We start from the raw sequence: 19,129 nt of genomic DNA, 5'->3' as shown, positions 1-19,129 counted from the left end.
TGTGCTACCGCCCGGCTACCGAACGTCGATATCGGTGTCGTCGGCGACGTCACCGACCGGCACCACCCGGACCTCGTTCGCGCGCAGATAGTCGCGGGCACCCCGGTCCCCGGTGGCGGACGCCGACACGCCGGCCCAGTGGTCGCGGCCGAGCAGCACCGGATGGCCGCGCCGTTCGCCGTACCCGCCCATCACCAGGGCGCCGGGGCCGGCGTGCGCGAGGATCCGGCGGACCGCCTCCGCCGAGACGCCGGGCATGTCCACCAGCAGCACCACGGCGGCCGCCGCACCGGTCCCGGCCAGCGCGGCGAGTCCGGCCCGCAGTGACGAGCCCATCCCGGTCGCCCAGTCCGGGTTGACCACGGTCGCCGGCAGATCCGGTGCGGCGGCCCGTACCTCGTCGGCGGCCGCGCCGAGCACCACCGTGACACTCGCGCAGCCCGCCTCCTCCAGCGTGCCGGCGGCCCGCTGGACGAGGAGCCGGCCACGGTACGGGACCAGCGCCTTCGGCATGCCGTACCGCCGGCCCGCCCCGGCCGCCAGCACCAGCCCCGCGACCGTCATCGCTGCAGCGCCAGGCCCCGCACCGCGGCCAGCGGCAGCGCCGTCCGCGGGTGGTAGGCGGTGCGCCAGAACCCGCCGTGCGCCGCCGCGACCGCCTCGTCCGCCCAGGCCGCCGGCGCCGCCGCCCGCGGCTTGCGGATCTGGTGCACCAGCAGCAGCGCCATCAGCCGGCTGGCCGTCGCCGGCTCGAAGACCTCCACGTCGAACACGTGGGCGCCCGCGTAGGCGGCGGCGAGCATGCGGTTGCTGACCACCGATCGGGTACGCGTCGGCGGCGCCACCGCGAAGCTGACCACCCCGTCCCGCCGGGTCAGCGTGGCCCGCCACCGGTGGATGCGCTTGGCCAGCGCGTAGTTCGGGCCCTGCTGCGGGACCAGGCTGTCGTTGAGGCCGGGGACCCCGTCGTACGGGTAGTTGGGACGCAACAGCCGGCCCCCGGAGACCACGGCGCCGAGTCGCGCCCGGCCGGACCGGGCGGCGTACCGCTCGCGGGAATGGGTGACGGCCGCGGCCGGGGTCGCGTACACGTCGGTCGGTGTGGCCAGGAACGCCAGCGCCGTGTCGTGCCGGTGGTGCCGCAGGTGGGTGCCGAGCGCGTCGACGGCCGCCGCGAGCAGCGGATACGCGCCGCCGGGGGCGTACACGTAGTTGCCGAGGATCAACCGGCCGTCGAAGCCGAGTACCCACTGCGCCACCGCGCCGAGGTCACCGAGCAGGTCGGCGCCGGGCGTCGAACCGCTCACCGGGGCGAGCAGCCGGCCGGCCGTCACCTTCTTCTGAACGCGCTGCCACAGCTCCTCCCGGGGCAGGTCGACGGCGAGGACGGTGCCGCCCCAGCCGAGGAACGAGCCGACCGGTCCCATCTCGGTGCCGGCCCCCGCCGCCACGAGCGTCTGGTCGCCGAGGTCCAGCCAGTCCGGCGAACCGGCGACCTCACGGACCGCCTCGGCGCACGACTCCTCGATCACCCCGGCCGTCACCCAGGCGTCCAGCCGGCGCCGCAGGGCGTCACCGCGCAGCAGCTCACCCCGGTACGGCAGGACGACCTCGGTCTCCGGCCGGTCCCCGCCCTTCACCTCCACCGTCTCCAGTTGCCGCTCGGGCGCCGCCATCAGGGCCTGGGCCAGGGTGAAGTCGCCGTCCGGGCGCCGGTACCGGATGCGGGCCTGCACCGAGGCCAGGCCGGCCTCGGCGATCTCGTAACCGGCCGTGCCGTCGGCGGCCAGGCCGGCCTCCACCAGGGCTCTGAAGTGGCGCAGGTAGCCCCGCCGCCAGTCGGTCTCGCGCTCGGCGGCCCCGGCGGCGGCCGGATCCACGGAACGCAGCGCATCGGCGACGACGGCCCGGCCGAACGCCGTGCTGGAACGCCGTCCGGTCTCGTCGGAGGGGAAGTCAATCAGGGGGGCGGTGTGATCCACCGCGTCAGTATCACCGCCTCCTACCAGAGGAGGAGAAGCGCTCCTTCGTCCGGCCGCCGGTACGGCCCCCGGACGGACGATTCCGCCGCCGCGACGGGCCAGGGTGAGTCCATGACCGCCATCGATTCGCTCACCGCGGGAAGCCTGCCCGCCCTGCGCAGCCCGGCCCGCTGGAACCGGCCACTGCTCTGGCTCACCGCCGCGTCGGCGGTGCTGGCCCTCATCTCCCTCACCGGGATCTTCGTCGACGACCGGATCCTCACCGGCGTACCGATCTGGCTCAAGCCGTTCAAGTTCGCCGTCTCGTTCGTGTTCTACGCCTGGACGCTGGCCTGGATGCTGGCCGTCCTGCCGCGCCGCAGCCGTCCCGCCGAATGGTCCGGCACCGTGATCCTCGGCGTCGCGGTCGTCGAGCTGGCCATTATCGTGACTCAGGTGATCCGCGGGACGACCAGCCACTTCAACGTGAGCAGCCCGCTCGACGAGACTCTCTGGAACATCATGGGCCCGTCGATCATGGTGCTGTTCATCGCCCAGGTGGTGATCGCGGTGGCCGTGTTGCGGCAGCGGATCCCGGACCGGCCGGCCGCGTTCGCGATCCGCCTCGGACTGGGCATCTCCCTGCTCGGCATGATGATCGCCTTCCTGATGACCTCGCAGGTGACCGACACCGGGCTGATCGGGGCGCACTCGGTCGGCGTGCCGGACGGCGGCCCGTCGATGCCGGTCACCGGATGGAGCACCACCGGCGGGGACCTGCGGATCAGCCACTTCGTCGGGTTGCACGCCCTCCAGGCGATCCCGCTGCTCGCGTTCGGGCTGGGCCGGTGGACCCGGCTGAGGGAGACGGTCCGGGCCCGGCTCGTGCTGATCGGCGGGAGCGCGTACGCCGTACTCGTGATCCTTCTGACCTGGCAGGCGCTGCGGGCGCAACCGCTGCTGGAGCCGGACGGGACGACCCTCGCCGCGTTCGCCGCCCTGGCGGTCGTGACCGCTGTCGCGAGTGTCGCCGCCACCCGGGGGCGGGCGTGACCGCGACCCTGTTCGAACTGACGTTCCTGCTGGCCGCACCGTTCTGGGCGCTGATGATCCTGCTCCCGAAGTGGTCGTGGACCACCCGGATCGTGCGCAGCCCGCTGATCGTGCTGCCGATCGTGGCGATCTACGCGGCGCTGATCGTCCCGGATTTCGGCGCGGTCTGGGCGGGCGTGTCGAACCCGACCCTGGACGGGGTGGCCGAGCTGCTCGGCTCCCCGGCCGGGGCGGCCGCCGGGTGGGCGCACATGATCGCCTTCGACCTGTTCGTCGGGCGATGGTCCTACCTGGACAGCCGGGAGCGCGGGATCCCGGTCCTGCTGATGGCGCCGATCCTGGTGCTGACCATCATGCTCGGGCCGCTCGGGCTGGCCGCCTACCTGGCGGTGCGTACCCGCTGGCCCGAGCGCCTAGGCTGACCGGCATGAGCCGGGCGGGTCGCCTCTTCAACGTGCGGGAGACGCTTCCGCGCATGCTGCTGCTGATCCTCAGCGGCCTGGCATATCTGCTCGTCATCTGTGGCACCCAGCGGCCGCCGACGGGCCCGCAGTGGGTCCTGGCCGGGCTGGCGTTCGCATCCGGTCTCCTGCTGCACCGGCGGCAGCCGATCAACCTGCTGGTGCAGACGTTCCTGTTCGGGGTGAGCCTGGTCGTCCTCGAGGACTCGACGATCAACCAGGTGGGCACCGCATGGGCCGTCGGCGAGCTGGCCTTCTGGGCGCCCCGGATCTGGTTCGTCGCGGCCGGCGCGGGTCTGGTCGCCACGGTCTACCTCACCCTCGGGCTGCCCGGCTCGGGAGTGAGCCTCTTCGAGGGGCTGGTCGGGCTCGGCACGAGCCTGGGCCTGCCGATCCTGTTGGGCACGGTCGGGCGGACCACCCACGAGCTGGGCCGGCAGGCCGCGCGCCGGGCCGAGTCGGAGCAGCGCGCCGTCCGTGCGGACGAGCGTGCCGCCATCGCCCGTGAGCTGCACGACGTGGTCGCCCACCACATCGCCTCGGTGGTGCTGCGGGTCGGCGTGGCCCGGCACGTGCTGCCGGACCTGGACCCCCGGGTGACCGACGTCTTCGACGACGTCCACCGGACCGGGACGGAGGCGCTGACCGACCTCCGGCGGCTGGTCGCGGTCCTGCGCGACCCCGAGGGGGTACGTGGTGACGCGTCGCTGACGGCGATCGAACCGTCGGCCCTGCCCGCCGCGCTCGACGGTGCCGTGGAGAAGGCCCGCCTGGCCGGCGTGATCGTGGAGGCGGAGATCGACCCGGCGGTCGGCTCCCTGGACGCGGTCCGCGGCCTGGCCGTGCTCCGCCTCACCCAGGAGGCCCTGACGAACGTGGCGAAGCACGCCGGCCCGTCCGCCACGGCGTCGTTGCGGGTCCGCGCGGCCGGCTCCGATGTGGAGTGGGCGGTCGCCGACGACGGCGGCCGGCCGGCCGGTCCGCGGGACGTCCCGGTGGGTGGCGGTCACGGGATCACCGGCATGCGGGAACGGGTCGAGGTGCTCGGCGGGACCCTGATCGCCGGGCCGGACGGGAAGGGATGGCGTGTGAGCACGGTGCTGCCGGGATGATCCGGTTACTGCTCGTCGACGATCAGCAGCTGATCCGGGCCGGGTTGCGGATGCTCTGCGACGCCGAGACCGGCATGGAGGTGGTCGGGGAGGCCGGTGACGGGCGGGCCGCCGTCGAGCTGGCGGCCCGTCTGCTGCCGGACGTGATCGTGATGGATCTGCGGATGCCCGGCGTCGACGGGATCACCGCGACCAGCCGGATCGTCGCGGCCCGCCCGGCGGCGCGGGTGCTGGTGCTCACCACGTTCGGCGACGACGACCACCTCTACCCGGCGCTCCAGGCGGGTGCCTGCGGGTTCCTGCTCAAGGACGCCCCGCCGGAGGAGCTGCTGCACGGCATCCGGCAGGCGGCGACCGGGGAGAGCCCGTTCAGTCAGGACGTGCTGCGCCGGCTGGTCCGCCGCGCGGTCGACGCCCGTCCCGAGCCGCGCGCCGGCGTGGCCGGCCTGACGGCCCGCGAGCAGGAGGTGCTCGTCCTGGTCGGGGAGGGGCTCGGCAACGCCGAGATCGCCGAGCGGATGCACATCGGGGTGACCACGGTGAAGACGCACATCACCGCACTGATGACCAAGACCGGCAGCCCCAACCGGGTACGCCTGGCGCTGCTCGCCCACCGGGTCTGACGCCGCGACCTCTCAACCGGCCGGTCCGGCGACCGATCACCCCGGGCATGCGTAAGTGGATCGCCGCGGCGTTGGCCGCCGCCGTCATCGTGTCACCGGTACCGGCGCACGCCGCCGAGGAGCCGGTCGGCCGCTACATCGTCACGTTCCGGGACGGCGCGCCGGACCTGCTCACCGGCCGTCTGCTGCGTCAGTTCCGCAGCTTCCCCGGCTATCTCACCGAGATGACCGCGGCCCAGGCCCGCCGGGTCGCCGCCGATCCGTCGGTCCGGCACGTCGAGGTGGACCGGAAGGTCGCCCTGACCGGCACACAGAAGAACCCCACCTGGGGCCTGGACCGGATCGACCAGCGGAGCCGGTCGCTCTCCCACGGCTACCGGCCGTCCGCCGACGGCGACTCGGTGCACGCCTACGTCATCGACACCGGCATCCGGACCAGCCACCGGCAGTTCGGCGGCCGGGCCGAATCCGGGTACGACTTCGTCGACGGGGACGTGGACGCCGACGACTGCGACGGTCACGGCACGCACGTGGCCGGCACGATCGGCGGATCCTCGTACGGCGTGGCCAAGAAGGCGAAGCTGGTCGCGGTCCGGGTGCTGAACTGCGACGGCGAGGGCTGGATCTCGGACATCATCGACGGCATCGACTGGGTCACCGCGAACGCGGAGCTGCCGGCGGTGGCCAACATGAGTCTCGGCGGCGGCTACAGCCCGGCGCTGGACTGGGCAGTGGAGAACTCGATCGCGGCCGGGATCACCTACGTGGTGGCGGCCGGCAACGAGGACTCGGACGCGCGGATGAGCAGCCCGGCGGACGTGCCCGCGGCGGTGACGGTGGCGGCCACCGACAGCCGGGACCGGCGGGCGTCGTTCTCCAACTACGGCAAGGGCGTGGACCTCTTCGCGCCGGGCGTCGGCATCAGGTCGTCCGTCGCGACGAGCGACACCGCGACCGCGAAGTACAGCGGCACGTCGATGGCGGCCCCGCACGTGGCCGGGGCGGCCGCGCTGATCCTGGACGCCCACCCGTCGTACACCCCGGCGCAGGTGCAGGCCAAGTTGATCGCCAACGCGACGAAGGGCAAGGTCACCGACCGGGCCGGCACACCGGACCGGCTGCTGTACGTGCCGGCGCCGCCCAAGGCGCCGGTGATCGCCACCGGCCAGACCCCGCAGGCCGCGGTCGGCGTCCCCTACTCGACGCGGCTGAGCCTGGCCGCGGCGCGCCGGGGCAGCTGGAAGCTCGACTCGGGCCGGCTCCCGGCCGGTCTCTCCCTCTCCGGCTCCGGGGTGATCTCGGGTACGCCGGAGGTGCCCGGCCGGTACACGGCCACGGTCCGGTTCACCGACTACGTGCCGCAGGCGGTGACGAAGCGGGTGGTGATCCCGGTGGTGGCGGATCTGCCGGTGATCCGGACCGAGGTGCTGCCCGACCTGATCAGCGAGGTCGCGTTCGAGCAACGGTTCGAGCTGGCCGACAGCCGCGACGGCGTGTGGACGCTGGCGTCCGGTGAGCTGCCGGCCGGGCTGAGCCTGTCGACGGACGGCCTGCTCAGTGGCCTGTCCGCCGGCCAGCCGGGCGCCTCGTACACCTTCACGATCCGGTTCACCGACGTGTGGAACCAGGTGGCCGTCCGGACGTACACGCTGACCGCCCGCTGACGCCGCGAGTGCGCCGCCGTCCTCACCAGTCGAGGGCGGCGGCGTATTTCTGTGCGACGGCGGTGGATTCGGGCAGATCCGCCTCCAGGACCGGAAGGCCGGGCCGGACCACGATGGCCCCCAGTTCGACCAGCAGCTGGCGGAGCAGCGCCTCGGCCGCGGCGGCCTGCGGGGCGACACCGGCGGTGACCACCGGGACGGCCAGCTTGCCGGCCAGAGCCTGGGCCGGGAGCTGGTCGAGCAGCACCTTGAGCACGCCGGTGTAGCTGCCCTTGTAGGTGGGCGTGGCCACGACCAGCAGGTTCGCCTCGCTGATCACGGCGACGGCGGCCCGGGTCGCCTCGTCGCCGGTGGTGAGCAGGCCGGCGCCGAGGGAGCCGACCTCGACGACGTGCGGCTCCGGTGAGCCGAGCTGCTCGGCGATCGCCGCACCGACCGCGACGGCCAGCGCCGAGGTCCTGGAGCCGGCCCTGGGGTTGCCGGACACCACCACGATTCCCGTCATGTGATGTGACCTTTCTGATGAGCAGGGCTGGGTGGCCCGGCGGAGGGCGTCGTACCGCATATCCTAGTTAACCGATAGGGAATTGTCACTACGGAGGATATGATGCCTGCCACTGCCTATCTAACAGATAGGAAATGTATCCTTGCCCCACCCATCGTGAAGGAGTAGTCATGTCCGCACTGGCCGTCGCCCACCCACACGCCACGTATCCCCGCCCGGTCCGGCTACGACCGGTGCCCGACCCGCCGCCGGAGCAGCATGTGGACGATGACGAGGCGCCCGTGACCGTGACGATCAGCATCGCCGGCGGGGCGGGCGGCCGGGAGCGGGTGCTCGCGGCACTGCGGGAGCTCGTTGACGCGGCCGGCGCGACCACCGCCGTGGAACTGGGCGGCGTGCCCGCCGGACCGGCCGCGGAGGGGGCCGCCGAGATCCGCCTCGACCCGCGGGCGCGTACCGCGCTCCGTGGCGGCAGACTGCTGGAGCTCAGCCGCCTGGAGTACGACCTGCTCCTCTTCCTGGCCCGGCACCCGCGTCAGGTGTTCAGCCGTTCGCAGCTGCTCACCCACGTCTGGGGGCACCGGCACACCACCAACCGCACGGTCGACGTGCACGTCAGCCGCCTGCGGACCAAGCTCGACGACCCGGAGCTGATCACCACGGTGTACGGCCTGGGTTACCGGCTCGCCGACGACGCCCCGATCGTCGTCGTCGAGCGGTAGGCCGGCCGTTCCCGTGTGCCGATGTAGCCGCCGCGCCGGCCGGTGACCCCAGGTCACCGGCCGGTTGCGTTTTTTCCGGGTTCATCCCGAACGGGTAATAGGTCCGCGGTATGCAAGGGGCGTTCCGCCTGTTCAGGGCCTTGTTGATCACCGTTCGGTCATTGTTAACACCTCTTGCCAGAAGATAGAGAGATTTAAATACTTGCGAGCACGCGGTGCGTCGGATCGGACGCACCAGCCCCACCCGTTCCCCCTGGGAGGAAACGTGCTCAACCCGAAGCTTCGCCGACCGATCGTCGGCCTTGCCGTGGGCATCCTCGTCGGAAGCGGACTCGCCGCCACCCCCGCCGCGGCCGCTCCGATCGCCGACCCCACGGCGCTCGCCAACACCCTCGACGCCCGTCTCGGCGTTCGTGACGCGGGCTCCTATATCGACACCTCCGGCAAGCTCGTCGTCAACGTCACCGACGCTGCGACCGCCGCCGAGGTCAAGGCCACCGGAGCCACCCCCCGCTTCGTCACCCGCAGCGGCGCCACGCTGGCCGCCGCCGACGACAGCCTCAAGGCCAACCTGAAGACGCCGGGCACCGCCTTCGCCGTCGACCCGGTCACCAACCAGGTCGTCGTCTCGGTGGACGAGAGCGTCACCGGCGCCAAGCTCGACGCGGTCAAGGCAACCGTCGCCAAGCTCGGCGACTCCGCCCGCATCGAGACCGTCCCCGGCAAGCTCAGCCTGCGCATCTCCGGCGGCGACGCCATCTACTCCGGCGGCGGGCGCTGCTCGCTCGGCTTCAACGTCCGCAACAGCGCGGGCACGAACTACTTCCTGACCGCCGGCCACTGCACCCGCGGCACCTCGTCGTGGAACAACGGCTCGACGACCCTCGGCACCACCGCCGGCAGCAGCTTCCCCGGCAACGACTACGGCATCGTCCGCTACACCAACACGACCATCACCAAGACCGGCGGCGTCGGCACCAACGTCGACATCACCCGCGCGGCCACCCCGGCCGTCGGCGCCACGGTGACCCGTCGTGGCTCCACCACCGGCACCCGCTCCGGCCAGGTCACCGCGCTCAACAGCACGGTGAACTACGCCGAGGGCTCGGTCTCCGGACTGATCCGCACCACCGTCTGCGCTCAGCCGGGCGACAGCGGTGGCTCGCTCTACTCCGGAACGACCGCGCACGGCCTCACCTCGGGCGGCAGTGGCAACTGCACCAGCGGTGGCGTCACGTACTTCCAGCCGGTCGTCGAGGCCCTGAGCGCGTACGGCGTCTCGGTCTTCTGATCCGTCTCCACGGCCCGGCGGTGAAACCCGGACCGTGAGTTCCGCGCACCGAGCCGGGCCGATACGGACACCCACCCCCGATCCACTTGATCGGGGGTGGGTGCTGTGTATCACAATCGATGGATGACCACAGTGAACAACGGCCGCAAGGTGCACCGGGGTGAGCAGGCGCCGGGTTGTCCGGTCCGGTCCGGCGAGGACGGCGTCTGGCACATCCAGGACTACGCCACCGCCCGGCAGTTCCTGCGGCACACCGACACCCGGCAGGCCGGCCTCGGCATCGAGAACGCGCTGCGCCACCAGGGCCGGATGCGCCTGCCGATGCTCTACCGGGACGGGCCGGAGCACCGCGAGCAGCGGCGGCAGACCGCGCGGTACTTCACTCCGAAACGGGTCGAGTCGGCCTATCAGGATCTGATGAACCGGCTCGCCGATCAGCAGTGCGAGGTGCTGCGCCGGCGCGGGGCGGCCGACCTCTCGGCGCTCTCCTTCCAGCTCGCCGTCGCCGTCGCCGCCGAGGTGGTCGGCCTCACCGAGAGCCCGCCGGGGATGCCGCATCGGCTCGACCGGTTCTTCCGCATCCCCGACCCGCACGCGCGCGGGCTGTCCGCGGCCCGGCAGAAGGCGTTCAACAACTTCGTCCTGATGTCGTTCCTCTGGCGTGACGTCCGCCCGGCCGTCGCCGCCCGTCGCCGCACCCGCCGCGACGACCTGATCTCCCACCTGCTCGACGAGGGCTGCACGCTGCCCGAGATCCTCGGCGAGTGCGTCACCTTCGCGGCCGCCGGCATGGTCACCACCCGGGAGTTCATCACCGTCGCCGCCTGGCACCTGCTCACCGACGAGACGTTGCGCGAGCGGTACACCACCGGCGTCCCCGCCGACCGGGTGGCCGTCCTGCACGAGATCCTGCGGCTGGAGCCGGTCGTCGGTGACCTGCTCCGGTGGACCACCGCCGACGTCGAGGTCGGTGACGTCACCATCCCGTCCGGCGCCCGGGTGGAGGTCGGCGTGGCGGCGGCCAACCTGGACCCGGCCGAGGCGGGGGAGCAGCCCCGTGCGGTCTGCCCCGGCCGCCCGGTCGGGCCCGGCCTCTCCTTCGGCGACGGCGCGCACAAGTGCCCCGGCGCCCACATCGCGATCCAGGAGGCCGACGTCTTCCTCGGCAAGCTGTTCGCGATGCCCGGCCTGCGGATGATCCGGGAGCCCATCGTGACGATCCGCCCGGACATCGCCTCCTACGAGATCAAGGGCATGATCCTGGCGATCTGACCGACCGCCGGACCGGTCAGTCGGTGTGGGAGCGTTCCTCGCCGCGGCGGCGCAGCATCTTCAGCCCCGGCAGGCCGGCGATCGCCAGGTGCAGGTCCTCGGTCACCGCGAGCAGCTTGTGCAGGTCCGGGCCGACCTGGTCGAGCTTGCCCAGCAGTGGCATCACATCGTGGACGAGATGCCGCTGGAGGGCGGGCAGCTCGTCGATCATGCGGATCGCGGCGGTCACCTCGGCGGGGGTCAGCTCGGACACGAACCGGGCGGCCAGCGGGGCGGCCTGGCGCAGCGTGGGCGCGTAGTCGCCGACCATCACCTCGACCTCACCGGCCACCGTGTTCGCCCGGGTGACCACGGTGGCCACCTCACCGACCGCGGTGCCGGCCCGGGTCGCGATCGCGGCGACCTCGTCGACCGCGATGGCCGCCGCGGTGGTGATCGCCCGGGTGTCGGCCACCGCGGCCTCAGCCGCGGTCACCACCGTGGACACCCGCTCGATCAGGTCCTCGGCCCGGCCCGCGGCCAGGGAGATCCGGTTGATCAACAGCTCGGTCTGGCCGATCAGGGCGACGGCCCGCACCGGGATCGTCGCCGCGGTCGCCGCCGTCTCGATCACCTTGCCCGCGGCCGCAGTGGTCATCTGGATGGCGCCGGACACGAGTGAGAACATGCACCCATTGTGCGCCGGTTGCGCACCCTCCGATCGGTGACGGGCTGTGCCGACGCGGCAGCCGAGCGTCGAAAGTCGGGAATACACGGGAATCCGGTGAGCCATCCGGGCATCGGACACGGCAGTATGCATGGGTGCGACGTACCCGGAATCTCATCGTGACGGTGGCCGCCCTCGGTATTCTGGGGGGCTCGGTCCTGGTGGCGAAGGGTCTCCTGGCCGACGGCGGCACCGGCGGTAGCGGCGGTGGCGCGCTGGCCGGCGTCTTCCAGGAGGAACCGAAGGCATCACCCACCCCGACCGGCCCGACCCCGGAGGAACTGGCCGCCATCGAGCGCGCCAAACGGGTCAAGGCCCTCGACGCGGCGCTGAAGAAGTACGCATCCGGCAGACCGGAGTTCTCGGTCGCCGTCCTGGACCGCAAGACCGGGGAGACGTACGCCTACCGGGGTGACGAGAAGTACGAGACCGCCAGCGTCGTCAAGGTGCAGGTGCTGGCATGCCTGCTGCTCACCGCCCAGGACGACGACCGCAAGCTGACCGGCTCGGAGAAGGCGCTGGCCGACAAGATGATCCGGTTCAGCGACAACGACGCGACCACCTCGCTCTACGGCAAGGTCGGCCGGATCAACGGGCTGACCGCCTGCAACAAGCGTCTCGGCCTCACCCAGACCAAGGTCAGCAGCTCGTGGGGCCTCACCCGGACGACCGTGAAGGATCAGGTGACCCTGCTCTCCCAGCTGGTCGACGAGAAGAGCGAGCTGTCCGAGACCTCCCGGGAGTACGCCAACAAGCTGATGAGCACCGTCGCCCCCGACCAGGACTGGGGTGTCCCGGCCGCGGCCGAGGACGGCGAGGACGCCACCGTCAAGAACGGCTGGCTCCAGCGCTCCACCGAGAGCAACCTCTGGATCATCAACACGGTCGGTCAGATCACCGACGCCGACACCGACGTGTCGATCGCCGTGCTGTCGCACACCAACCAGACGATGCCCAGCGGGCAGAACCTGGTGGAGAAGGTCGCGAAACTCACCCGGACGCATCTGAAGTACTAGGGCTACGCCGCCGGGCCAACCGGGTGACGAGCTGGTTGATCAGCAGGATGAGCACCACGGCGGCGAGCACACCCTGCCACGGCTCTCCGAAGATCGACCCGCCGGCCAGCCCGATCGCCGCGTACACCACCGACCAGAGCGCGCAGGCGGGCAGATTGGCGACCACGAACGTATGCCACGGGATCCCGGCGAACGCGGCGGCCAGCAGCACCGGCACCCGGCCGCCCGGAATCAGCCGGGACACCAGCAGCACCGGGACCTGCCGGGCCCGCAGCCGCTCCTTCACGCCGTTGAGGTGCTCCTCGTCGCGCAGCCAGCGCAGCCGCCGGGCCAACTGCTCGCCGCCGAACCGGCACATCGCATACATCACCAGATCGCCCAGGTAGGCCCCGGCGGCACCGGCCGTCACCACCACCCCGATCAGGAACGGCTGCTCGTGGAACGCGAGCGCCGCCGTCCCGGAGACCGCGGCCCCGGTCGGCACGACCGGCACGATCGCCCCGAACGCGACGATCAGGAACAGCCAGCCGGAAGCGCTCAGCGCGCCGATCACGCGCCCACACCGAGGGTCTCGCCGTGCGCCAGCACCCGCACCCGGCTCTCCGGCGCCGCCCGCGCCGCGAACTCGGCGAACCGTGTGCCCGGCTCGTCGAACATGTGCCGGCGGACCCGGCCCATCCCGATCGGCCACAGCGTGCCGTAATGCACGGGCACCGCCCAGGTCGCCCGCACCCGGCGCAGCGCCTCGGCACCGGCCCGGGCGTCCAGGTGACCGTGCGCGCCGAGGGTCGGCCCCCACCCGCCGACCGGGATCAGCGCCAGATCCAGCGGGCCGAGGTCGTGCATCCCGTCGAACAGGCCGGTGTCACCCGCATACCAGGTCCGGGCGGCGCCCTCGACCACGAAACCGATCGCGGCCGCCCGCTCGCGGGACCACGGGCCCCGGCCGCCGTCGTGCCGGGCGGGGACGGCCCGGACCCGTACATCCTTGATCTTCGTCTCGTCGCCCGGCCCCAGCTCGACGCAGCGCCGTGCCGCCTCGGGCATCACCCGCGCGGCGAACGCCGCGGCACCGCGCGGCACCACCAGGACCGGCTCGCCCGGCACCGCCCGCAGCGACGCGACGTGGAAGTGGTCGGCGTGCAGGTGCGACAGCAGGATCGCGTCCGGTGCGCCGGGCAGCCGCGGCGCCGGGCCGGCCATCCGCCGCAGGTGGGCGAGGCGCCCGGTGAGCACCGGATCGATCAGCAGCTTCACGCCGGAATCGGCGAGCCACACGGTGCTGTGCCCCCACCAGGTGATCTCGGTCGTGCTCACCGCCCCACGGTACCCAGACGCCGCAGGGCCAACCCGCACGCGCGGGCGAAGGCATGCTGGAACAGCACCGCGAACGGGCCGCCCAGGCGCATCAGCCGGCCCGCCGGCCGGCTGAACGCGGTGACCGTGAACCACACCCGATCGTGTTCGTCCCGCTCCACCACGAACGCCTCCTCACCGGTCGCCGGGTGGCCGGGACGGGTGCCGTACGCGAAGCCGATCCGGTCGCCCTCCTCCACGGTCCAGACCACCTCGCACGGGGCGCGCAGCGGGCCCAGCCCGACGGTGAGCAGCACCCCGGGGGCGGCACGGCCCGCGTCGGCGCTGATCCGGGCACCGATGGCCCGGTGCATGCGGAAGGTCAGGATCGCCTCGCCGGCGCGGGCCAGCGTCTCCTCGCCGGTGCCGATCCGGGCCCGGTGGCGCAGATGCCGGTAGCCGGAGGGGAGCCGTCCGGTCCGGGTGTATCCGACATGCGGATAGGTAACTTCGGTCACTCCTGCAGTGTGCCCTTTCCGTGGTCGCGGGCGGCCGTCGAGTCGCCGCCGTGACATGACTCCGGCACACTGTGCGACGTGACTGGACCTCGCTGCGCCGTCGTGGTGAACCCCACCAAGGTGGCCGATCCCGATCACCTGCGCCGGATCGTCGAGCAGGGGCTGTCCCGTGCCGGCTGGCCCGCTCCGCGCTGGTATGAGACGACGCCTGACGACCCCGGCCGAGGTCAGGCGAAGAAGGCCGTCGCCGACGGTGCCGAGCTGGTCTTCGCCTGCGGCGGCGACGGCACGGTGACCGCCGTCGTCACCGCCCTGACCGGGACGGACGTGGCCCTGGCCGTGCTGCCGGCCGGCACCGGCAACCTGCTGGCCGCCAACCTGGGCCTCGGTACCGACCCGGCCACCGGGCTGGAGGTGGCGCTGGAGGGCGGCCGCCGCCGCATCGACGTCGGCGTGATCGACGACCGGTGTTTCGTGGTGATGGCCGGGATGGGCTTCGACGCCCAGATGCTCGAGGACACCTCGGAGAAGGCGAAGAAGCGGATCGGCTGGCTGGCCTACGTCGGCGGCGCCGCGAAACACCTGCTGGACCGGCCGATGCGGGCCCGGATCCGGCTGGACGGGGGCCCGCCGATGCCCCGTCGCCCGGCCGCCGTGATCGTCGGCAACGTGGGCCGGCTCCAGGGCGGGGTGCGGCTGCTCAGCAAGGCCGAACCGGACGACGGCCGGTTCGACGTGGCCATCCTGAGCCCCACCAACCTGGCCCACTGGGCGGCGCTGGCCTGGGCGGTGGTCAGCCGGCGGGAGCGCGTGCCGCTGATGGAGACCTACACCGCATCGCGGATTGAGATCTACAGCAACCGGGCACAGGCGCGTCAGCTCGACGGTGACACCATCGCCCCGGGCAAGGTCATGAAGATCCACGTCCGGCCCCGGGCGCTGCTGCTGTGTGTGCCACAGCCGGACGCCACGCCGGACCTGGCGTACGACGCCCGCGGAGCCGCCCGCCGGGCCGAAGCGGTCCGGGACGCGGCGGAGGAGAAGGCTTGAGCAGCACCCAACCGGTCCCGGAGACCCGGATGATGCCGGGTGACAAGTTGTCGGCCGACGACGCCTTCCACGCGTTGTGGTTCTACGGGCGCTGGCCGCTGCTGCACGACGCGTTCGTGCGGTTCCGCTACGGCGACGGGTTCAGCCACTCCCGGGCGTTCGCGCTCCAGCTGTGCCTGGCGATCGTGCCGTTCCTGATCGCCCTGTCCGGTCTCGCCACCGACCTGGGCGTGGAGGACGGCGGCCGGATCGTCGCGGACACCGTCATCGCGCTCACCCCGGGCGCCAGCGAGCCGCTGGTCACCGAGCTGCTGATGGACGACGACCGTACCGAGGAGGCCGGCGAAGTGGCCCTGGCCCTCGGTCTGATCACCGGTCTGTTCGCGCTGACCAGCGCGATGGCGCAGATCGAGCGTGGCGCCAACCGCATCTACGGGGTGGAACGCGACCGCCCGGCCCTGCACAAGTACTTCCGGGCCGCGGTACTGGCGGTGGTCGCCGGCCTGCCCGCCCTCTTCGGGTTCCTGCTGCTGGTGGCCGGGCGGGCCGCGGGCAATTCGGCGCAGGCGCATCTCGGGCTGAGCCACGGCGTGCGGGTGGCGTGGGACGTGGTCCGGTGGCCGCTGAGTCTGGTGCTCATCGTCTTCGCGGTCGGTCTGCTGTTCCGGCATTCGGTGCGCCGCAACCAGCCCGCCCTGTCCTGGCTGCTGTTCGGCGCCGTGGTGTCGACCGTGCTGTGGTGGCTGGCGAGCCTGCTCCTGGCCGGGTACATCCGGTTCAGTGACGGCTTCGGAGCCACCTACGGCCCGCTGACCGCGATCATGGCACTGCTGCTGTGGGCCAACCTGACCGGGATCGCCCTCTTCCTCGGGCTGGCCTTCGCCGCCCAGTTGGAGGCCCGCCGGGTGGGTGTGCGGCGGCCCGCTCTGGAGGACCGCTGGGAACCCGATCCGGAACCGGAGGTCCCCGGGCAGCGGGAGCCCGGTGTATCCGCGGACTCGTCCGGGTAAGAACGGCGCACCCCCCGGAAACAGGAGTTAGCCGTGACCGAAGAGAACCGCGTGGTGGAGCGACGAGCCGGCTGGGCGCCGGTGCGACATTTCGCCGAGCGCAGCGTGCTCGGCCTGGCCGCAGTGACGGCGATCGGCCTCACCTTCGGTGTTCTGCTGCTGCTCGTCCGGTTCCATTGGCAGCCGCTGCTCGACCTGGACCGGTCGGTGGCCGACGGGCTGAACCGCTGGGCGTCCGGCTCCGACACGACCGTGGCGATCCTCCAGCAGATCGCCTCGTTCGGCGGGCGCGGCTTCATGATCCCACTGGTCGCCCTGCTGGTCGCCGTGCTGCTGATCCGCCGGCGTCCCCGCCCGGCGCTCTACCTGCTGGTCACCGGGGCCGGCGCCCTGATCATGGACCCGTCGCTGAAGGCGCTGATCGGACGGCTGCGGCCGGTGGTCGAGGTCCCGGTGGCGTCCGCGCCGGGCAACAGCTTCCCCAGCGGGCACGCGCTCGGCTCGATGGTCGTCTACGGGATGATCGTGCTGGTCTTCCTCCCAGCGATGCGACGGCGGTGGCGCCCCTGGTTCGCCGGGCTGGCCGCGCTGATCGTCGCCGCGGTCGGGTTCACCCGGATCGCCCTGGGTGTGCACTTCCTCTCCGACGTGCTCGGCGGGTGGCTGCTCGGGGTGGCCTGGATCAGCGTCACGGCGTACGCCTTCCGGATCTGGCGCCGCGAAGCGGGCCGCCCGGTGCCGGCACTGACCGACGGCCTGGAGCCGGAGGCCGGCCCGGACCTGCGTCCCGCGCCCGCCGAGGAGGCGGTCCTGCCGCACCCGTGGGCCAAGGCCGCCGAGATCCTGGTCGGCTGGGTGTTCGTGTTCGGCCTGCTCTACCTGGTCGGCTACTCGGTGAACCGGTGGGAGCCCTCCTTCGACGACGGCGTGCCGCGCTGGCTCCAGACCTTCCGCACCTCCTCGCTCGACGACCTGAGCTGGATGGCGAGCAAGGCCGGCGACACCCACGCCATCCTGCTCATCTCGCTGTTCTTCTGCCCGCTGGCGCTGGCCCTGTGGCGGCAGTGGCGGCCGATCCTGTTCCTGGCCCTCGCCATGGCCGGTGAGCTGACCCTCTTCCTGTGCGCGGCCGCCTCGGTCGGCCGGGCCCGCCCGTCGGTCGAGCAGCTGGACGGCCAGATGCCGACGTCGTCGTTCCCGTCCGGCCACATCGCCGCGACCATGTGCCTCTGGGCCGCCATCGCGATCATCGTGATGGCCCGGGTCCGGCAGCCGTGGCGCTGGATCTTCCCGGCCCTCGCGGTGATCATGCCGTTCATCGTGGCGCTCTCCCGGATGTACCGCGGCATGCACCACCCCACCGACGTCCTCGGCGCGACCCTGCTCACCGTCGGCTGGCTGACCGTCCTCTGGTTCACGGTCCGCCCGAACGCCCACGCCGAATCCGTCTCCGAGGCGGCCGCCGAGGCCGAGCAGGTGACCCGTGGACGCCCGGTGACGGTCGGATGACACTGCGGCTGATGACCTGGAACATCAAGAACGGCGGCGGCGACCGCCTGCCGGAGATCATCCGGGTCATCCACCGCGAACAGCCCGACGTTCTCTGCCTTCAGGAGCTTCAACACTTCCATCGGTACGGACGACGCCTGCACGCGCTCGCGCAAGAGGCCGGGATGGCCGTGCACCTCGCACCGGCCGGGTTCGCCCAGCCGGTCGCGGTGCTGGTGCGCCCGCCACGGCGGATCCTCCGCCGCTCGGCGATCCGCTGGCGGACGCACCACGCCGTCGCGATCGCGGTCGTCGAGACCACGGCCGGCCCGTTGACCGTGGTCAGCGCCCACCTCAACCCGTTCTCCCCGTACCGCCGCTACCGCGAGGCCCGCTGGCTGTCCGCCCGCTACGGCTCGGCCCGCCGGATGACGCTGATCGCCGGCGACATGAACGGCCTCGACCCGGACGGCGACCACACCGCCACGCTCGACAGCCTGCACTCGCTGTTCCAGCAACGGCACCTCGGCCCGGACGGTGCACCGGACACCCGGGCGATCGCGGCGTTCCGGGCAGGCGGGTTCACCGACCTGTGGCAGAGCGTGGGGGAGGGCGACGGCCGTACCGTGCCGACCGGCTTCGCCGGCCGCGAGTTCGGCGCCATGCGCCTGGACTACCTGCTGGCCAGCCCACTGCTGGCGGCCCGCGCCCAGCGTGCCTGGGTGGTCCGCGACGACACCACCACCCACGCCTCCGACCACTACCCGGTCCGAGCCGACATCACCCTGTAGCCCCCGTTCGGCGCCCCTCCGGCGATCTAGGCTCGGGGTATGCCGATCGATTTCCCGTCGCCGACGATCCCGGCCGCGAACCAAGCCGAGGTGTTCACCCGTTACCTGGACTACTTCCGGGAGAGCCTGATCGAGAAGACGGCCGCCCTTCCCGCGGCCACCCAGCGCACGAGTGGGCTGCCGTCCGGCTGGACGCCGCTGGAACTGGTGAAACACCTACGGCACGTGGAGCGCCGCTGGATCGAGTGGGGTTTCCAGGGCCGTGACGTCGCCGACCCGTGGGCAGACCGGAAGGACGACCGCTGGCACGTCGAGGAGTCCGAGACCCTCGCCGACCTCGCCACCGCGCTGCGCGACCAGGGCACCCACACCACGGCGGTGATCACCGGCAACGCCTTGGAGACCGCCGGCCGACCCGGCCCGCGCTGGGACGGCGCCGACCCGGCCACCTTGGAGCGGGTCTGTTTCCACCTGCTCCAGGAATACGCCCGCCACCTCGGCCACCTGGACATCGTCGCCGAACTGGCCGGAGCCCCCACCGGCGAGTAACCCCAGCTGGTCGTCACCGCTGTCTCAGATCCGTTTTGACA

The 19,129-nt window shown here is 72.4% G+C and carries 21 protein-coding genes; 14 read left to right on the top strand and 7 right to left on the bottom strand.

Features of this window, described 5'->3' with window-relative positions; translation table 11 throughout:
* Window positions 1-15: 15 nt before the first annotated feature.
* Complete coding sequence (locus tag BC793_RS05730) at window positions 16-564, bottom strand: nucleotidyltransferase family protein (RefSeq protein ID WP_109589888.1); 549 nt, start codon at window positions 562-564, stop codon at window positions 16-18.
* Window positions 561-1,982: a hypothetical protein gene (locus BC793_RS05725; protein ID WP_239169655.1), complete on the bottom strand. Its 1,422-nt coding sequence runs from the start codon at window positions 1,980-1,982 to the stop codon at window positions 561-563. Before BC793_RS05725 ends, BC793_RS05730 begins: the two co-directional genes overlap by 4 nt.
* Before the next feature lie 111 nt (window positions 1,983-2,093).
* Between BC793_RS05725 and BC793_RS05720 the strand changes: the two genes are divergently transcribed.
* From BC793_RS05720 to BC793_RS05700, 5 genes are read left to right on the top strand one after another with little or no spacing between them, the layout of a single operon-like run.
* Entirely contained in the window at window positions 2,094-3,014 is a 921-nt protein-coding gene (locus BC793_RS05720; protein WP_109589886.1) for a hypothetical protein, read from the top strand.
* Window positions 3,011-3,436: an ABA4-like family protein gene (locus tag BC793_RS05715; RefSeq protein WP_109589884.1), complete on the top strand. Its 426-nt coding sequence runs from the start codon at window positions 3,011-3,013 to the stop codon at window positions 3,434-3,436. Before BC793_RS05720 ends, BC793_RS05715 begins: the two co-directional genes overlap by 4 nt.
* A gap of 5 nt (window positions 3,437-3,441) precedes the next feature.
* The gene (locus BC793_RS05710) at window positions 3,442-4,587 is read left to right on the top strand and encodes a sensor histidine kinase (protein ID WP_109589882.1); all 1,146 of its coding nucleotides are present in this window, start codon (window positions 3,442-3,444) and stop codon (window positions 4,585-4,587) included.
* On the top strand, window positions 4,584-5,210 hold the full coding sequence (locus BC793_RS05705) for a response regulator transcription factor (protein WP_109590384.1): 627 nt from the start codon (window positions 4,584-4,586) through the stop codon (window positions 5,208-5,210). The genes BC793_RS05710 and BC793_RS05705 overlap by 4 nt, the downstream gene beginning before the upstream one ends.
* Window positions 5,211-5,257: 47 nt before the next feature.
* Window positions 5,258-6,874, top strand: a complete 1,617-nt coding sequence (locus tag BC793_RS05700) for a S8 family serine peptidase (protein ID WP_109589880.1) — start codon at window positions 5,258-5,260, stop codon at window positions 6,872-6,874.
* A 22-nt stretch (window positions 6,875-6,896) separates the two neighbouring features.
* On the opposite strand, the gene BC793_RS05695 is transcribed toward BC793_RS05700, so the two are convergent.
* Complete coding sequence (locus BC793_RS05695) at window positions 6,897-7,379, bottom strand: NADPH-dependent FMN reductase (RefSeq protein WP_109589878.1); 483 nt, start codon at window positions 7,377-7,379, stop codon at window positions 6,897-6,899.
* Window positions 7,380-7,549: 170 nt separating this feature from the next.
* Here BC793_RS05695 and BC793_RS05690 point away from each other — a divergent pair, with 170 nt between their 5' ends.
* The 3 genes from BC793_RS05690 (at window position 7,550) to BC793_RS05680 (ending at window position 10,664) form a co-directional block, all read left to right on the top strand.
* Entirely contained in the window at window positions 7,550-8,101 is a 552-nt protein-coding gene (locus tag BC793_RS05690) for a winged helix-turn-helix domain-containing protein (protein ID WP_109589876.1), read from the top strand.
* 265 nt (window positions 8,102-8,366) lie between these two features.
* Window positions 8,367-9,392 (top strand): S1 family peptidase, encoded by a 1,026-nt coding sequence (locus BC793_RS05685; RefSeq protein ID WP_109589874.1) that lies wholly within the window; start codon window positions 8,367-8,369, stop codon window positions 9,390-9,392.
* A 123-nt stretch (window positions 9,393-9,515) separates the two neighbouring features.
* Window positions 9,516-10,664 carry a cytochrome P450 gene (locus tag BC793_RS05680; RefSeq protein WP_109589872.1) on the top strand — a complete coding sequence of 383 codons (1,149 nt, stop codon included), beginning with the start codon at window positions 9,516-9,518 and terminating at the stop codon, window positions 10,662-10,664.
* Between the two features lie 16 nt (window positions 10,665-10,680).
* Here the strand turns inward: BC793_RS05680 and BC793_RS05675 are convergent, their stop codons facing one another.
* The gene (locus BC793_RS05675) at window positions 10,681-11,331 is read right to left on the bottom strand and encodes a hypothetical protein (protein WP_109589870.1); all 651 of its coding nucleotides are present in this window, start codon (window positions 11,329-11,331) and stop codon (window positions 10,681-10,683) included.
* A gap of 134 nt (window positions 11,332-11,465) precedes the next feature.
* On the opposite strand from BC793_RS05675, the gene BC793_RS05670 reads away from it, so the two are divergent.
* Window positions 11,466-12,386, top strand: coding sequence for a serine hydrolase (locus BC793_RS05670; RefSeq protein ID WP_109589868.1), 921 nt, complete (start codon window positions 11,466-11,468; stop codon window positions 12,384-12,386).
* Here BC793_RS05670 and BC793_RS05665 read toward each other — a convergent pair.
* Genes BC793_RS05665 through BC793_RS05655 form a run of 3 tightly spaced genes read right to left on the bottom strand, consistent with a single transcriptional unit; the run spans window position 12,361 to window position 14,200 of the window.
* Entirely contained in the window at window positions 12,361-12,939 is a 579-nt protein-coding gene (locus BC793_RS05665; RefSeq protein WP_109589866.1) for a DedA family protein, read from the bottom strand. The genes BC793_RS05670 and BC793_RS05665 overlap by 26 nt on opposite strands.
* On the bottom strand, window positions 12,936-13,703 hold the full coding sequence (locus tag BC793_RS05660; protein ID WP_109589865.1) for an MBL fold metallo-hydrolase: 768 nt from the start codon (window positions 13,701-13,703) through the stop codon (window positions 12,936-12,938). The genes BC793_RS05665 and BC793_RS05660 overlap by 4 nt, the downstream gene beginning before the upstream one ends.
* Window positions 13,700-14,200, bottom strand: coding sequence for a DUF1990 domain-containing protein (locus BC793_RS05655; protein WP_239169654.1), 501 nt, complete (start codon window positions 14,198-14,200; stop codon window positions 13,700-13,702). The genes BC793_RS05660 and BC793_RS05655 overlap by 4 nt, the downstream gene beginning before the upstream one ends.
* Before the next feature lie 78 nt (window positions 14,201-14,278).
* Here BC793_RS05655 and BC793_RS05650 point away from each other — a divergent pair, with 78 nt between their 5' ends.
* The 5 genes from BC793_RS05650 to BC793_RS05630 are packed head-to-tail and all read left to right on the top strand — an operon-like array spanning window position 14,279 to window position 19,088.
* Window positions 14,279-15,250 carry a diacylglycerol/lipid kinase family protein gene (locus BC793_RS05650; RefSeq protein WP_109589861.1) on the top strand — a complete coding sequence of 324 codons (972 nt, stop codon included), beginning with the start codon at window positions 14,279-14,281 and terminating at the stop codon, window positions 15,248-15,250.
* Window positions 15,247-16,260, top strand: a complete 1,014-nt coding sequence (locus BC793_RS05645) for a YihY/virulence factor BrkB family protein (RefSeq protein ID WP_109589859.1) — start codon at window positions 15,247-15,249, stop codon at window positions 16,258-16,260. The genes BC793_RS05650 and BC793_RS05645 overlap by 4 nt, the downstream gene beginning before the upstream one ends.
* A 33-nt stretch (window positions 16,261-16,293) precedes the next feature.
* Entirely contained in the window at window positions 16,294-17,769 is a 1,476-nt protein-coding gene (locus tag BC793_RS05640) for a phosphatase PAP2 family protein (RefSeq protein WP_203896008.1), read from the top strand.
* Window positions 17,770-17,780: 11 nt separating this feature from the next.
* Entirely contained in the window at window positions 17,781-18,539 is a 759-nt protein-coding gene (locus tag BC793_RS05635) for an endonuclease/exonuclease/phosphatase family protein (protein ID WP_239169653.1), read from the top strand.
* 39 nt (window positions 18,540-18,578) lie between these two features.
* On the top strand, window positions 18,579-19,088 hold the full coding sequence (locus tag BC793_RS05630) for a mycothiol transferase (RefSeq protein WP_109589855.1): 510 nt from the start codon (window positions 18,579-18,581) through the stop codon (window positions 19,086-19,088).
* Window positions 19,089-19,129 lie beyond the last annotated feature (41 nt).

This window comes from Actinoplanes xinjiangensis (assembly GCF_003148685.1).
Taxonomy (GTDB): domain Bacteria; phylum Actinomycetota; class Actinomycetes; order Mycobacteriales; family Micromonosporaceae; genus Actinoplanes; species Actinoplanes xinjiangensis.
Note: the sequence above shows the minus strand (reverse complement) of the source record. Positions and strands in the feature narration are given on the sequence as shown.